The sequence below is a fragment of the Streptococcus oralis genome (assembly GCF_001588645.1).
GTDB classification, from domain to species: domain Bacteria; phylum Bacillota; class Bacilli; order Lactobacillales; family Streptococcaceae; genus Streptococcus; species Streptococcus oralis_AB.
In genome coordinates this window covers 67,376-83,516 of record NZ_LAYF01000003.1, presented here as the reverse complement: position 1 = coordinate 83,516, position 16,141 = coordinate 67,376, and the positions used below count along the sequence as shown (strand labels likewise).

Sequence of the window (16,141 nt, the reverse complement as noted above, 5' to 3'; positions counted from 1 at the left end):
CTTGCAATACTTTTTCTTATTTTATCACAAAAAAGCCAGAAATTCCTGAAATTTCTGGCTTTTATACAGATAAAATACTATTTCAATAATTCTGAAACAGGTTCAAAGACAATTTTTTCAATGTCTGAAAGGTAAATGGACAATTGTTGCTGTTTGGCAAAGAAATCTGACAAAAGAGCGTTCTCTTGGATTTGCTTGCTGAAGGACTGCATCTTTTCTTGGAAAGAGGCATCTGGCATTTGTCCCGTTTGCGCCATGACTTGGATTTCTTGCTGGAAAGCGAGGTAGTCTGCAAAAATCTTGCTAGCTTGTTCATCAGCTTGGATGGCATCTTTTGCTGCCTTGACCGCCTTGTATTCTGGTAATTCGCGTAACCCACGACTGAGTTCATTTGCACTATCGTAAATATTTGACATGATTTTCTCCTTATTTGATGACGACTGTGTAGTCCGTATTTTCTGTAATTAAGTGCTCAGCTCGTTCCAGATCCTGAGCATTTTTAAAGGAAATTTGTAGAATCCCGTGAATATCCTCACGGTTTTCTTCGTTGATGTGGATATTAACCAAAGAAGTCCCACGAAGTAATTCCAAAATCCGCAAGATGACATCTTCTTCATCGGGAACATCGACATAGAGATCATAAGAACTGTCCACACCACCACGCTTATGGATTTCCATGGCCTGACGTTGCGCACGCGCTTGGTTGAAAAAGTTCCAGATTTGCTCTTCGTCTCCCTTGCTGATGGCCTGACCAATCGCTTCCAAGCGCTCCTTGAAATCCGCAATTCGATCTAGAATAGTCTCACGATTGGACAAGAGAATGGAAGTCCACATACCTGGCTCGCTTTCCGCAATCCGAGTCATATCTCGAAAACCACCCGCCGCAAAGCGTCTTGCCATCTCATGTTCTTGAGCATAAACTGCTGTCTGCTCCATGAGACCTGATGCCAAGATATGGGGAAAATGGCTAATCTGTGAAGTTACTCGATCGTGCTCCTTGGCATCAATTTCAATGAAACGAGCATGGAGACCTGAAAGTAGGTCCTTCATTTCCTCAAGCGTGTCTGAACTAGTCAAACTAGATGGAGTAAAGATATAGTAGGCATTTTCGAAGAGATTAACATCCGCAGAGGCAGCCCCTGTCTTGTGGCTACCAGCCATGGGATGGGCCCCGACAAAGCGAACAGGCTTGCCAGCTAAATATTCCTCCGCTGCTTCCACGATGGCTGACTTGGTTGAGCCTGCATCTGAGATAATGATGCCTTCCTTCAAGTCTAAGTTTGCCAGCTCCTTAATAAAAGCAATGGTCTGTTTGATCGGCAAGGTCAGAATGATGACATCTGCTAGGGGAGCGAAACTGGCAAAATCATCCGTCGCACGGTCAATCATCCCCCGCTCCAAGGCAATATCTCTCGAAGCCTGACTGCGATTATAACCCAAAATTTCATAATCCGGATGATCACGCTTGATACCTAGGGCCATCGAAGCACCAATCAAACCGAGACCTGCGATATAGATGGTTTTTGCCATAGGAACTCCTTAATAGTTCTTTGTATACTCACGGTGTTTGGCTACCGATTCCTTTAATTCCTCTAGGTTGTCCGATGAGAATTTTTCAAGGATTTCTTGTGCCAGAACCGTTGCTACAACGGCTTCCATGACCACACCTGCAGCTGGAAGGGCGGTCGGATCACTTCTCTCCACGGTTGCCTTGTAAGGTTCGTGGGTTTCGATATTCACACTCATCAATGGTTTGTAAAGAGTGGGAATGGGTTTCATAACTCCACGAACAACAATTGGTTGCCCATTGGTCATACCACCTTCAAAACCACCTAGATTATTGGTACGACGAGTATAGCCGTCTTCTTTAGACCAGAGAATTTCATCCATAACCTGACTGCCTTTACGGTAACCAGCTTCAAAGCCGAGACCAAATTCCACCCCTTTAAAGGCATTGATAGAGACAACTGCCTGAGCCAATCGCGCATCCAATTTTCTGTCCCATTGGACATAGGAACCAAGGCCAACTGGAACGCCTCCGACGACTGTCTCTACAACCCCACCGATGGTATCACCGTCACGTTTGATTTGGTCAATATAATCCTTTATTTCCTGTTCCCGTTCTTGGTTGACAATAGAAACTTCAGACTGGGCAGCTCGTTCCTTAATCTCAGCGACTGTCAGATTTTCAGGTACATCGATTTCCTTGCCACCAAAGACCACGACATGATTGGCAATCTCCATATCTAGCTCAACTAAGAGACGTTTAGCTACTGCCCCAACTGCAACTCGCATGGTGGTTTCACGGGCAGATGACCGCTCCAAGGAATTTCGCAAGTCATCAAAACGGTACTTGATGCCCCCAACCAAATCGGCATGTCCTGGGCGAGGATGAGTGATTTTTCGCTTGCTTTTCAGGCGGTCTTCAATGTCCTCCGCAGACATGATATCCAACCATTTTTGGTGGTCCTTATTGATGACATCCATGGTAATGGGAGCCCCTGTCGTCTTCCCGTGGCGAACGCCCGAAGTAAAGACAACCTGGTCACTCTCAATCTTCATACGACCACCACGACCGTAGCCACCCTGACGGCGTTTAAGGTCTCCATTAATATCCTCAGCTGTCAAAGGAAGTCCAGCGGGAATTCCTTCAATGATAGCCGTCAAACGAGGACCGTGTGATTCTCCTGCAGTTAAATATCTCATACGTTCTCCTTATTTTACCAAGTAGTCTTTCATCTCTTCCAGAGAAACTGGGTGAATGGTCGCTGAACCAAGCCCTGGTACCAAGACCAATTTCAAGGTGTTCCCACGCGCCTTCTTGTCATGAGTCAAAGCTTGATAGAGCTTGTCAACATCCCAGTTTTCATAGTCAACAGGTAGTCCAAATTTCTGACACATCTCTGTGATAGATTGGGTAATACCAGCTGACATGAGGCCTTTCCCCTCAGCAACCTTGGAAATCTGCACCATACCCATGGCTACGGCTTCTCCATGCATGACTGTTCCATAACCTGCCGTTGCTTCTATGGCATGGCCAATGGTGTGGCCAAAATTGAGGTAAAGGCGGACACCATTGTCCAATTCATCCTCAACTACCATCTTGCGCTTCACCTGACAAGAATGTTCAATCAAAGTCTCCGCATGTTCCAGTATACTCTCAACAGAACCATCCAGGTCCGTTAAGAGAGCCCACAGTTCTGGATCCTCAATCAAGCCGTACTTGATAACCTCACCCATTCCCTCAATCAACTCTCTTTTTCCGAGTGTTTCAAGGACAAGCGGGTCAATCAGAACCCCATCTGGTTGGGCAAAAGTTCCCACCATATTTTTAGCAAAAGGAGTATTGACCCCCGTCTTTCCACCGATAGAAGAATCAACCTGAGCAGTCAAACTAGTCGGAATCTGAACAAAGTGAATGCCCCGCATATAGGTAGAGGCTACGAAACCAGCTAGGTCCCCAACGACACCACCACCAAGAGCCACGATTCCATCGCTACGAGTCAACCCCTGCTTGACTAGAAATTCATAGACCTTCTGAACAGTGGTTAAATTTTTTCGTTCTTCGCCTTCTAAAAAGTCAAAAACAGCTACCTGAAAACCAGCATCTTCTAAGCTGAGTTTAACCTTCTCTGCATAGAGAGAAGCTACATGGTTGTCGGTTACAATGACCACTTTTTGTGGTTGCCAGAGTTCTCGCAACCATTGACCAGCCTGGGCTAGACAACCTTTCTCAATCTGAATATCATAAGGATGATGCGGAATATCGATTCTGATTTTCATAGTAGGGTCTCCTTTTCACTATTTATATTTTTCTGTTAAGGACTGCCAAATCTCGTCTGTCGGCATTACTTTACCTGTCCACAGTTGAAAAGCTTCAGCAGCTTGATAGAGCAACATCCCCAGGCCGTTGACAGCTGGATTGCCCTGACTTCTAGCCCATTTCAAAAATGGCGTCTCAAAGGGTTGGTAAATGATATCTGCGACCAAGAGAGCCTCTGGCAAATTGATACTTTCTGGAACTGGCGACGACTGGCCATCCATCCCTACACTGGTCGCATTGACGAGCAGGTCCGACTTGGCAATCTTTTCTTGCAGCTCAGAAATATCTTCTAAAGCATACAAGTCCACTTTAAATCCTGTTTGGTCCTGCAACTTGTCTAGGTAAGGTCTTGTTTTTTCCATGGAAACTGAACGAACAAAGACTGAAATCTGACTAGCGCCATCCAAAATAGCCTGAGCCAAAATGGACTTGGCTGCACCACCTGCTCCCAGAATGGTCATTTTCTTATCCGAGATTGTAAAAGAAGGCAAGCTCTTAAAGAATCCCTTGCCATCTGTATTATATCCAATTAAAGTGCCATTATGATTGACAACAGTATTGACCGCCCCAATCAAACGAGCCTCATCACTCAACTCATCCAGATAAGGAATCACTTGCTCCTTGTAAGGCATGGAGAGATTAATCCCAAACATCTGGTAACGGCGAATATTGGCGACTGTTTCTGCCAAGTCACTCGCTTCAATCTCCCAAGCTACATAGGCACCATTAATAGCTGTCGCCTCAAAGGCCCTATTGTGGATAAAGGGTGAAATAGAGTGTTTGATGGGATTTGCAACAACTGCAGTTAAACGTGTATAGCCATCAAGCTTCATCCAAAATCTCCCTGATTTTCTTCATGTTTGATAGCGAAATCTGACCTGGGGCACTCGCTTCATCCAGACTAGCAAATGACCAACTTGAACCTGTCACATCTGAAGTGATACGAGATACCTTGCCCATTTTCCCCATGGAAATGGTCACGTACTCTTGCTCAGGATTGAGTGTCTTAAATCCTCGTGTGTAGTTCATCAGATCTAAAACATCCTGCTCCGTATGGGCCATAACTGATACCTTGACCACTTTCGGAGAGAGACTGGTCAACTCAGACAAAATCTCCATCATATTTTCAGGTGTCTCCTGGAAATTATGATAGCTCAATACGAGATTTGGAAAATCCAACATTTCCTCAAAAACATCCTTGTAGCTGAAATACTCAAAATCTACATAATCCGGCTGATAGAGCTGAGTAACTTCCTTGATGATTTGAACATACTCTTCTGAGGAAAGTTCGATTTCTCCTCCCTCAGCGCGGGTCCGAAGGGTAAAGACAAGTTCGCGTCCTGCAAATTTCTCAAAGATAGCGGGTGCTACCTGTAAAATAGCGTCCTTTGTAAGAAAGTCCGCACGCCACTCAATGATATCGGCATCTTCATACCTAGTGGCATCCAGTTCTTGCGCTTCTTCTAAACTTCGTGGCATCACTGAAACGATTAATTTCATCTACTAACCTTCATACTAATCACCTTGAGGTAATTACTGCTTTCATCTTTTTTATTATAGGCAAAGTCTGCTGGAAGACCATATTGGTTCAAGACCTGATACCTTCTTCCTGCAAAACCTTTATCAATTTGTTCTGTAAATTTCTGGCGGGAAACATTGGCAGCATTGGTACTGGCAATGATAATGCCTCCCGGATTTAAAATCTCTAGACTCTGGGAAATCAACTTGTGATAGTCCTTAGCTACAGAGAATGTTTGTTTTTTATTGCGGGCAAAGCTTGGTGGATCAAGAACAAGCACATCATAGGTCAAGCCTTTTCGCTTGGCATACTTGAAGTACTCAAAGACATCCATAACGATAAAACGATGATTGTCCGTGCTAAGTCCATTTGCATGAAAATGGGCTTCTGACAGCTCTCTAGACCGTTTGGCCAAGTCGACAGAAGTCGTCTCACTCGCGCCTCCCATAGCTGCAGCAACTGAAAAGGCAGCCGTATAGGAGAACATATTGAGCAAGGATTTGCCCATGGCTAGACCGTCAACCAGACTCCCACGAACCTCATGCTGGTCTAGGAAAATCCCTGTCATCAAGCCATCATTCATAAAGACTTGATAGAGCACGCCATTCTCAAGAACAGTAAAGTAATCTGGCGCTTCCTCACCATAAACATAGGCAGACTCGTAGTCTAGACCTTTAAAACGAATCTTTTCATAAGCCCCCAAGACCTCAGGGAAAACTTCCTTAAAAGCATTTATGATCAGCACACGAATCTGGTAAACAAAGGAATTGTACCAAGAAAAGACAGCATAATCTCCATAGAGATCAACAGTCAGACCACCAAAACCATCCCCCTCTTGGTTAAAAAGGCGAAAGGCAGTGGTCAAGTCATCTTGATAATAAGGCTTTCTAGCTTCCTTGGCCTTACGAAACAGGATTTCAAAAAAGGCTTGATTGAAACCAACCTTTTCCTTGCTGATGAACCAACCGATTCCTTTATTCTGTTGAGAAAGATAGGCGCTCCCTAAAAACTTCCCGTCTTGACTAAGAACTTCTACTGCCTGATCCGTCAGTTCAATATCTGTTAAATCACTTGCTTCCAAAAGAACTAGACCCTTAGCTAGCTTTTTTTCAACACGTCTGCTGACCCTAATTCTATTCATAGCTACTATTATAGCAAATTTTGTGACAATTCTCAAAAAAGAAACCGTTTAACCATATGTACTTTAGTTTACTGAGTGTCATTTTTGTTAAAATAAGTATATGCCATTTACTTTTCCACCAAAACATCCTTTCCCTTATAATGGAAAGAGAGATTCTATTCGCTAAAAATAGACAATTTCAGAAATGAGTATAGAATCTTGCGCAAACGTTTACCTAGTTCTAAACTTTATGGTAGAATAAAACACAACATTGATAAGCAAGAGGAAAAACAATGCAAAATCAGACACTTATGCAATACTTTGAATGGTATTTGCCTCACGACGGCCAACACTGGACGCGACTGACAAATGACGCAGAGCACCTAGCAAACCTTGGCATCAGCCATGTCTGGATGCCACCTGCCTTCAAGGCAACCAACGAAAAAGATGTCGGCTATGGTGTTTACGATCTTTTTGACCTAGGTGAATTTCACCAAAAAGGGACTGTCCGTACCAAGTATGGGTTTAAAGAAGATTATCTTCAAGCCATTCAAGCCCTAAAGGCGCAGGGAATTCAACCTATGGCCGATGTGGTGCTCAATCACAAGGCTGCTGCCGATCATATGGAAGCCTTTCAGGTTATTGAAGTGGACCCTGAGGACCGTACCGTTCAATTAAGCGAGCCCTTTACTATCAATGGCTGGACTCACTTTACTTTCGATGGTCGCCAAGATACCTACAATGACTTCCACTGGCACTGGTACCACTTTACAGGTACAGACTACGATGCCAAACGCCGTAAGTCTGGTATTTACCTGATCCAAGGAGACAATAAAGGTTGGGCCAACGAGGAATTGGTCGATAACGAAAACGGTAACTACGACTACCTCATGTATGCCGACCTAGACTTTAAGCACCCTGAAGTCATCCAAAACATCTATGACTGGGCTGACTGGTTCATGGAAACGACTGGTGTAGCTGGTTTCCGTTTGGATGCCGTTAAGCACATCGACTCCTTCTTTATGGGCAATTTCATTCGTGATATGAAGGAAAAATACGGTCAAGATTTCTATGTTTTTGGGGAATTTTGGAACCCAGACAAGGAAGCCAATCTAGACTATCTCGAGAAAATAGAAGAACGTTTTGACCTTGTCGATGTTCGCCTCCACCAGAACCTCTTTGAAGCTAGCCATGCTGGAGCAAGTTACGACCTTCGTAACATTTTCACAGATAGCTTGGTTGAACTAAAACCCGATAAGGCTGTGACCTTTGTAGACAACCACGATACCCAACGAGGACAGGCCCTCGAATCGACTGTTGAAGAATGGTTTAAACCAGCAGCCTATGCCCTTATTCTATTACGTCAAGATGGGCTTCCATGTATCTTTTACGGAGATTATTATGGCATTTCAGGGCAATTTGCTCAACAAGATTTCAGAGAAGTTCTTGACCGTCTCCTAGCCATCCGAAAAGACTTGGCTTATGGAGAGCAAACAGACTACTTTGACGATGCCAACTGTATCGGTTGGGTTCGTTCAGGTGCTGAACATCAATCTCCAATCGCTGTCCTTATCTCAAATGACCAAGAAAACAGCAAGTCTATGTTTGTTGGTCAAGAATGGGCTGAGCAGACTTTTGTTGATCTCCTTGAAAATCATCCAGCACAAGTTACAATCAATGCTGAAGGGTATGGAGAATTTCCAGTAGCAGCGGGTTCAGTCAGTGTCTGGGCAACAAAATAAACCTATCAGTTACAAGTCAAATCCAAGCGGATTTGGCTTTTTAAGTAGGCAAAAAGACCTACCCAAATGGATAGATCTTTATTGTCTTACAATTTACCTGCTACTGCATCCAAGAGTTCTTGAATTTTCGCTTGGTTGCTTCCTCCTGCCATGGCCATGTCTGGTTTACCACCACCACGTCCATCAACGATTGGAGCCAATTCTTTTACCAAATTACCTGCGTGGATGTCTTTGCTCTTGCTAGCTACAAGAACGTTGACTTTGTCACCGATGGCTGCAACTAGGACAAGCACATCAGAGTAGTCTTTTTGTTTCCAGTTATCCGCAAAGGTACGAAGGGCGCCTGCATCTGATACAGAAACTTGGCTTGCAATGTAACGGTGACCGTTGACTTCCATCACATCCTTGAAGACATCGCCTGCGGCTGCGGCTGCGGCTTTTTCTTTCAATTCTGCATTTTCTTTTTGAAGCTGACGGAGTTGTTCTTGAAGCCCTTCAACCTTATGAGGAACTTCCTTGAGTTGAGGGGCTTTCAAGGTTGATGCGACGGCTTTCAAAGCGTCTTCTTGTTCGCGATAAGCTTCAAAGGCTTCCTTACCAGTTACTGCCAAGATACGGCGAGTTCCTGATCCGATTCCTTCTTCTTTGACAATCTTGAAGAGACCAATCTCAGAAGTGTTGCCAACGTGGGTACCACCACAAAGTTCCACTGAGTAGTCACCAATCGTAACAACACGAACTTCCTTACCGTATTTCTCACCAAAGAGGGCCATAGCTCCCATTTCTTTAGCAGTGTCAATATCTGTCTCAACAGTTTCTACAGCAATTGCTTCCCAGATTTTCTCATTGACTTGCTGTTCAATGGCGCGCAACTCTTCAGGAGTTACAGCTTGGAAGTGAGTGAAGTCAAAGCGAAGGAATTCTACTTCGTTCAGAGATCCTGCTTGTGTCGCATGGTGTCCAAGGATATTGTGAAGGGCCGCATGGAGCAAGTGAGTCGCAGTGTGGTTTTTCATGACACGGTGACGACGATTGCTGTCAATAGCCAAGGTGTATTCTTGGTTCAAAGCAAGAGGAGCAAGAACTTCAACAGTATGAAGAGCTTGGCCATTTGGTGCTTTTTGAACATCTATCACAGTAGCCACGACATTTCCAGCAGCGTCCAAGATTTGACCGTGGTCAGCTACTTGTCCACCCATTTCAGCATAGAATGGAGTTTCCGCAAAGATAAGAGAGGCAGTTCCTTCAGAAACAGCTTCTACTTCAGCGTTTTCAGCCACGATAGCCACCAACTTAGAAGACAATTGGCTGGCATTGTAGTTGAAGACACTTTCCACTGTAATGTTTTGAAGGGTTTCATTTTGCATTCCCATTGAGCCACCTTTGACAGCTGATGCACGCGCACGTTCTTGCTGCTCTTTCATGGCTGCTTCAAAACCTTCACGGTCTACAGTCATCCCAGCTTCTTCAGCGATTTCTTCAGTCAATTCTACTGGGAATCCGTATGTATCATAGAGTTTGAAGACATCTTGACCAGCGATAACCGTTTGGCCTTTCGCTTTCAAATCAGCTACAATGGTTTCTGCAAAGTGTTGACCTGAATGAAGGGTACGAGCAAATGACTCTTCTTCGCTCTTGACGATTTTTTCGATAAAGTCACGTTTTTCAAGCACTTCTGGGTAATAGCTTTCCATGATTTTTCCAACAGTTGGAACGAGTTTGTAAAGGAAAGGCTCGTTGATGCCCAATTTTTGACCGTGCATAGAAGCACGACGGAGCAAACGACGAAGAACATAACCACGACCTTCATTTCCTGGAAGGGCACCATCACCGATGGCAAATGAAAGAGAACGAATATGGTCCGCAATGACCTTAAAGCTCATGTTATCGCCATCTTGGTCGTAGACCTTACCTGACAATTTCTCAACTTCACGGATAATCGGCATGAAGAGGTCCGTTTCAAAGTTTGTCTTAGCCCCTTGGATAACAGCCACCAAACGCTCCAAACCAGCGCCCGTATCAATGTTCTTGTGTGGCAATTCTTTGTATTCGCTACGAGGAACAGCAGGATCAGCGTTAAATTGTGACAAAACGATATTCCAGATTTCGATGTAACGGTCGTTTTCGATATCTTCTGCAAGCAGACGAAGACCGATGTTTTCTGGGTCAAAGGCTTCTCCACGGTCAAAGAAGATTTCTGTATCAGGTCCAGAAGGTCCCGCACCAATTTCCCAGAAGTTGTCTTCGATTGGAATCAAGTGGCTTGGGTCCACTCCTACTTCAATCCAGCGGTTGTAAGAATCTTTATCTTCAGGATAGTAGGTCATATAAAGTTTTTCAGATGGGAAATCAAACCATTCAGGGCTTGTCAAAAGCTCGTAAGCCCAAGTGATGGCTTCGTCACGGAAGTAATCCCCGATAGAGAAGTTCCCCAACATTTCAAACATAGTATGGTGACGCGCAGTCTTCCCTACGTTTTCAATATCGTTAGTACGGATAGCTTTTTGCGCATTGGTAATACGTGGATTTTCAGGAATGATGGTTCCGTCAAAATATTTCTTAAGGGTTGCTACCCCAGAGTTGATCCACAAAAGAGTTGGGTCGTTTACTGGAACCAAGCTGACTGATGGTTCTACAGAGTGACCTTTGCTTGCCCAGAAATCTAGCCACATTTGGCGAACTTGAGCACTAGATAGTTGTTTCATAATATCTCCTTATTACTTGTTTAATTTGATTGGCTTTCCAGCATTTCCACATAGTCAATCGCGACACAAAGGGAAATGATCAGATCTGCATAAGAGTCTTCATAGACGGTTACGGTGTAAGTCGAGGTCAGATGGAAGAGTTCCTTCTTAATTTCTGCAATCAGCTGATCGCGATCATCTAGCAATTTGAAATTTAAATCCCAAATATTGCCTTCGATGCGAAGTCCCAGATTATCAAACTCATACTTATCTCGCCAGAAGGTCAACTTCTTACGAATAACGAAATTTGAACCGTTTCGTAGCTGAATAGTAAATCGAGGAAGCAAGGTGAAAAATTCTTTACTGATTTCACTGACCTGCTCACCATAGGCGTCATAGATGGTAAAGGTCTTAGGAATTTGGAAGAAAGATCCCTCCACCTGATAGTTCACTACTCCTCTATCATCCTTGATATCGAAGCGTTCGCCCCCAAGACGAAACTTTTGTTTCACGAGAAATGTCTTCATAAACACCTCCAAAAATCAAAAGACAAGCTCACATCACGAAGGGCGAAAAACCGCGGTACCACCTTCATTCAATGAACTTGTCATTCTCTTATTCTTATGCAATTGTTACAATCGAGTAGCATGATTTTCTATCTTAGATGGCTCGCAGCACCGCCAATTCTCTGAACTAAGATGGGGAGAAAATCAATTCTCAACATTCCTATTATACTGTTTTTTTGAGTTTGAGTCAACTGGGAAAGCAAGCACTTGCAATTTCATTATATGTATCATTATCAAATCGATTTATTGTTAAAGAATATTATTGACGAAGTAAGTCAAGCATTTCATTATTAAGTGTTTGATAACAAGAGAAATAGCTATCATCAATCTCAAATGTATCTTGTAAAATAAAGCGTAAGGTATCTATTGTCTGTTGCAATTTCTTTGAATTGACTAGTTTACTATCAATCTCTGATAAGCCATGTGCCACCTTATTTCTCTCGCCATTTAAGCTATTTATTAGCTTTATGGACTTAAGTAATTCAGGAGAAACTTGATAATAAGATAGAATATTTTCATAAGACAAGAGATTTAAGGTTGACTGAGGTGAATAGATTCTTTCCTTCTCATCTTTTATACCCTTAGCTTTCTTAAATTCTAGGTCAATGAAATCTAAAATAGCTTCAAAATCCTTGTATTCTTCATTTAACTTTGGAAAAGTTCCGTCATATTTGATCAATTCTGGATAATCTTTCTTTATCTTTTCCTCGATGATAAATTCAACATAAGACTTTGATTTGATTAAGACATCAGCAACCTGCCCTCTCTCTTTCAAAACTTCAATCATTAAAAAGTAATTAAGAGCTTTTTTCTCAACCTCTGTAAGTGAATATCCCTGAATATCTTTTAAAATCGCTTGGGTTTTAAATACTTTTACAAAATCATTTAATAGTTCTCTTAAACGAGCTAATTTCTTTTTAGAAAGTAATTTATTGTATTCTTTTCTAGTAATTAATTCTTCCGCAGCAAGATAATCATAAGAAGAGATTAAATTTCTTAAGTGGCGCTTGATAAGAGACTGGTTAAATTTTTCAGCTTCATCTTTGATTGTACGATCTTCGTAATCCTTTTGGTTATCCTCGTTCTCGTCAAAAAGCTTCTGTTCATCTTCACTTGACAGTGGTACATACTTTCTGTTTGCAGATTTGTTAGGAGTTGTAACCTGTATGGCCTGCGTATTATAATCATTAATTCGATTTAAGGCAAATAAAGCAGAAATAATCTGAGGTGTCCCTGAGGATAGATTTAAGATTAATTGATGATCTGTTCCAGAATATTTTTCAATAATCTGTCCCATCACTTCATACATTTTATCAAACAGATAGACTTCATCATTTTTCAATATGATTGATTCAATAACCACTTTAGGATGATAACCCTCTATTGAACATAATGCTTTCTCAACAAGATCTTTTTTTACTAACATTTCTTCACTATAAACCAAAACAATTTGTTCAGGTCTGTATGTTCGAGCAATATGTAATAAAGCTGCATCTCGATTATTGCTTATCGGATCTGTCGTTCCAACTGCTGAAATCAAAATTTCCAAGATATTCTACCTCTCATTATTTCAGTAATTCTAATAATTCCTTATTTAAGTCCTTGTAAAAATTAAAATCTTTCTCAGTGAGTTGATATTGTTCCTTGACTAGTCCTTTTAAGGTTTTTAGGACAGGACCTAACTGTTTTAATTCCTCAGAATCTAATGGATCCAATTTATGAGCTACAGTATTTCGTGTTTTGTTTATTTTCAAAATCGGTTTGATTTTGTAATACAATGTCCGATTTTTTATTTGAAGAATCTTATTATAATCCTGAATTCCGAGGTAATATTTCTCTGATTCATTCACGTAATTATCCAGAAATTCTGGATAACGATTTTCGATATAGTCTTCTAAGATAAACTCTGTAAGGTTTTTAATTCTAATCAGACCTTCACTAAAATTACCACGTTCTTTTTGTAAATCAATAGTCAAATAAGCATTTAGTACTTTTTTCTGTTCTTCACTCCATTTTTTCTTTTGGAGGACTTGAGGTATATCTTGCCTATCTAATGAATCCACAATATCTTGTAACTTTTTGCGACAATCTTTCAATCCAGGGAAGTCAGGCAACTGATTTGCTATCTCTAAACTAGCTTTATAATCATATTTCTTAATAAAATCACGTAAAGTTTTTTTCATTAAGCCTTGTTTAAACTTATCTGAAGTATCTTCAATAGTTCGATCGACATAGTCCTGCTTATTATCCATATTTGTATCAATTAGTACATCAATATCTTCCGAATCATCATGCCTAACGCCAGCATTCGATTTTTTTTCAGGACTTGGAACTTGTACTGCCTTGACATTGATTTCACTTAGTCTATTAAGAACAAATAAAGCTGATTTTATTTGAGGAGTTCCACTTGAAAGATTAAGAATAAATTCGTCGTCTTTTGTATAATACTCTTGTATAATAGCATCAAATTGATCAAACATGGTATCAAAAATATGTACTTCATTGTTTAAAATGATTGGTTCATGGTATACAATCTCTGGGAGGTATTCAGAATCAATAGAACGAATTACTTTCTCAATATCATCTTTCTTACGAATCAGTTCCTCAGAAAAAACAATAATAATCTTATCTGGACGGTATTTTCTCGCAATATGTACTAAAGCTCCATCGTGAAAATTACGGATTGGATCCGTATTCCCCACTGCTGAAATCAAAACCTTCATTTAGTAATCTCCTTAATCATAAAGTTTGCCTTGCCCATCTCATAGAAAGACTCGTCATTCATTATCAATTTTCGGGTTGCTTGTGTTGTTTTAACACTTTTCATTGGTGCTTTTGTTAGTTTCAACACACCTTTTCCAACCATCTTAGTGGTTCTGCTATTCTGATAACGTTCTTGCAAAATACCATTTGCTTGTTTAAAAATTGTTTTTGTCCAAGCTCCACTACCAGCACCCAAGTATATAGGATATTGAAGATTTGGCTGAATTTTATTTTCAGGAAAATCTGATAAGAAAAAGTTTTTATATTCTTTGTAAAAGGCTTGCGCTCTCTTTCCTAATTCCTCAATTAGGACTCCAGCTTCCTTAGTAGTTGTAGTAATGGTGAAATTGATTTTAGTTAAGGGTGCGATCGCTTCCCTATATAAAGGTAGAGGCTTAGGAATAGGGGGCTTGACTTTATGATCCCATTTTTGAACTAAAATAAGACTGGCATTGCTAAATGGTTTGCTATCACTAACACGAATAGCGTTAAACAAGTCATCATAGTTCTGCCCTTTTTTTGCTCCCCAAGGAATCAAAGATTTGTTTTCCTTTTTATCTTGCAAAACATTTTTATTATTCCAGTCGGGATTGGTATTCATCAAAATAGTCCGAATAGCTCCCTTTAATGAACTTCCAGGAATATAGGGATTACCAAAAGGATCTCTTATAAACTTTGATACTTGATTTAATGCGCCTCCTCTTAAATAGTTATTATTTGTTTCTAACTTAGTTTCTATAATTCTATAGCCACCAAAATTACGGTCAGAAATACGGTTATCTTCTAAAAAGGAAATCAAGCGATTATTTCTAGCGCTTGGCTTTGTCTCTTGTAAAAAACGCTCAAACTTTTGATCGTAACCTTTCTCCACCATTCGATTATAAAACTTACCCATATCAGGGAAATAAAAGTACCCATTTTCATAGATAAATTCTCGAGAAGTATATTTTTCACCATTCCCAATATGGATAGGAGCCATAGCTAGGAGGCTGAATTGAAAGGTTCTATATTCTGTTTTCATCTTTCTCCCTCCATCTTGAAAAATAGTGGTTTAGCATAGTTTAATACTTCATGCGGGAAATCAAGAGGTCTTACATCCACAATCTGTCCTGTATAGGTTTCAGAGAAAGTAGATCCAGAAGCAAACTTATATAAATCCTGCTTACGGTAATTTTCCTTAGTTTCTGTACTAAAAGCAAAACCACTTGATTTACTTAGTAAATAGGAACCAGTTTCCATAGCATATTCAAGTTCCTTTTCAACTGGTAGAGAAGTTGTCAAGGTCATCACAGGTCCTTGATGGGCCTTGGTGAGACGATTTTTGAAGCTATCTGGTAAATCTAATATAGTCAAATCAAATTGTCCATAACCACTGGAACGTTTGCCACCAATTCCTGTATACTGTAAGCTTGTCATAAGTTCATTTAATAGCTCAGACTCTTTAGCAATCACGTAAAGACAAGACTCATCTCTAAATCTAACGGTAGACACTTGGAAAAGATTTCCATCTACATGAGGTTGGTTTTTAGTGACGATATTTGTTACTGCATGATCTGCGTCTTTAAAAAGCGTTCCATTTACATAAGAATCAAATTTATCCAAAGGGATAAACTGAAGTTTCTTTGCCATTTTCGCTTGACGTCTTACTTCTTTAACATCTGTTGTTAAGTCTGGCTGTTCAAACTTTGGAAATCCTATCGGTTTCGGTAAAAATGGACCTGACTGATAAGGAAAGGCATCAGTCAAAACAAAATCATCTTGACCCGCTGTTGACACGAATTCCTCCATTTTCCCCATTTTTTTTGCTTCTAAGACCAGAGCTGAAAACAAGCGGTCAGCTGCAAAAGTCATTTTAGAACTATCCAGACTACCTGCTCCAAAGTGAGCAGTATGGAAGTTCATAATATACATCTTATAGGTCATA

At 41.0% G+C, this 16,141-nt stretch carries 14 protein-coding genes; 1 reads left to right on the top strand and 13 read right to left on the bottom strand.

Going from position 1 to position 16,141, the window contains the following annotated elements:
• Window positions 1-77: 77 nt before the first annotated feature.
• Genes A0739_RS01835 through A0739_RS01805 form a run of 7 tightly spaced genes read right to left on the bottom strand, consistent with a single transcriptional unit; the run spans window position 78 to window position 6,483 of the window.
• On the bottom strand, window positions 78-416 hold the full coding sequence (locus A0739_RS01835) for a YlbF/YmcA family competence regulator (RefSeq protein ID WP_000065973.1): 339 nt from the start codon (window positions 414-416) through the stop codon (window positions 78-80).
• A 10-nt stretch (window positions 417-426) separates the two neighbouring features.
• Window positions 427-1,530, bottom strand: coding sequence for a prephenate dehydrogenase (locus A0739_RS01830; RefSeq protein ID WP_061586862.1), 1,104 nt, complete (start codon window positions 1,528-1,530; stop codon window positions 427-429).
• Window positions 1,531-1,539: 9 nt separating this feature from the next.
• Window positions 1,540-2,706, bottom strand: a complete 1,167-nt coding sequence (gene aroC, locus A0739_RS01825; protein ID WP_061586861.1) for a chorismate synthase — start codon at window positions 2,704-2,706, stop codon at window positions 1,540-1,542.
• A gap of 9 nt (window positions 2,707-2,715) precedes the next feature.
• On the bottom strand, window positions 2,716-3,783 hold the full coding sequence (gene aroB / locus A0739_RS01820; RefSeq protein WP_061586860.1) for a 3-dehydroquinate synthase: 1,068 nt from the start codon (window positions 3,781-3,783) through the stop codon (window positions 2,716-2,718).
• 18 nt (window positions 3,784-3,801) lie between these two features.
• Window positions 3,802-4,656 (bottom strand): shikimate dehydrogenase, encoded by an 855-nt coding sequence (locus A0739_RS01815; RefSeq protein ID WP_061586859.1) that lies wholly within the window; start codon window positions 4,654-4,656, stop codon window positions 3,802-3,804.
• Entirely contained in the window at window positions 4,646-5,323 is a 678-nt protein-coding gene (gene aroD, locus A0739_RS01810) for a type I 3-dehydroquinate dehydratase (RefSeq protein WP_000767778.1), read from the bottom strand. Before aroD ends, A0739_RS01815 begins: the two co-directional genes overlap by 11 nt.
• A complete protein-coding gene (locus A0739_RS01805) occupies window positions 5,320-6,483 on the bottom strand; it encodes a class I SAM-dependent rRNA methyltransferase (RefSeq protein WP_001079986.1) in 1,164 nt (387 codons plus the stop codon). The genes aroD and A0739_RS01805 overlap by 4 nt, the downstream gene beginning before the upstream one ends.
• A 272-nt stretch (window positions 6,484-6,755) precedes the next feature.
• Between A0739_RS01805 and A0739_RS01800 the strand changes: the two genes are divergently transcribed.
• Window positions 6,756-8,204 carry an alpha-amylase gene (locus tag A0739_RS01800; protein WP_061586858.1) on the top strand — a complete coding sequence of 483 codons (1,449 nt, stop codon included), beginning with the start codon at window positions 6,756-6,758 and terminating at the stop codon, window positions 8,202-8,204.
• Between the two features lie 86 nt (window positions 8,205-8,290).
• On the opposite strand, the gene alaS is transcribed toward A0739_RS01800, so the two are convergent.
• From alaS to csm4, 6 genes are all read right to left on the bottom strand, one after another.
• A complete protein-coding gene (gene alaS / locus A0739_RS01795) occupies window positions 8,291-10,909 on the bottom strand; it encodes an alanine--tRNA ligase (RefSeq protein WP_061586857.1) in 2,619 nt (872 codons plus the stop codon).
• A gap of 20 nt (window positions 10,910-10,929) precedes the next feature.
• A complete protein-coding gene (locus A0739_RS01790) occupies window positions 10,930-11,415 on the bottom strand; it encodes an LURP-one-related/scramblase family protein (protein ID WP_061586856.1) in 486 nt (161 codons plus the stop codon).
• Between the two features lie 298 nt (window positions 11,416-11,713).
• Window positions 11,714-13,003, bottom strand: coding sequence for a type III-A CRISPR-associated CARF protein Csm6 (gene csm6, locus A0739_RS01785; RefSeq protein WP_049505512.1), 1,290 nt, complete (start codon window positions 13,001-13,003; stop codon window positions 11,714-11,716).
• 16 nt (window positions 13,004-13,019) lie between these two features.
• On the bottom strand, window positions 13,020-14,177 hold the full coding sequence (gene csm6 / locus A0739_RS01780; RefSeq protein WP_049505513.1) for a type III-A CRISPR-associated CARF protein Csm6: 1,158 nt from the start codon (window positions 14,175-14,177) through the stop codon (window positions 13,020-13,022).
• Window positions 14,174-15,238, bottom strand: a complete 1,065-nt coding sequence (gene csm5, locus A0739_RS01775; protein ID WP_049505514.1) for a type III-A CRISPR-associated RAMP protein Csm5 — start codon at window positions 15,236-15,238, stop codon at window positions 14,174-14,176. Before csm5 ends, csm6 (A0739_RS01780) begins: the two co-directional genes overlap by 4 nt.
• Complete coding sequence (csm4, locus tag A0739_RS01770) at window positions 15,235-16,140, bottom strand: type III-A CRISPR-associated RAMP protein Csm4 (protein ID WP_049505515.1); 906 nt, start codon at window positions 16,138-16,140, stop codon at window positions 15,235-15,237. Before csm4 ends, csm5 begins: the two co-directional genes overlap by 4 nt.
• Between the last annotated feature and the right edge of the window lies 1 nt (window position 16,141).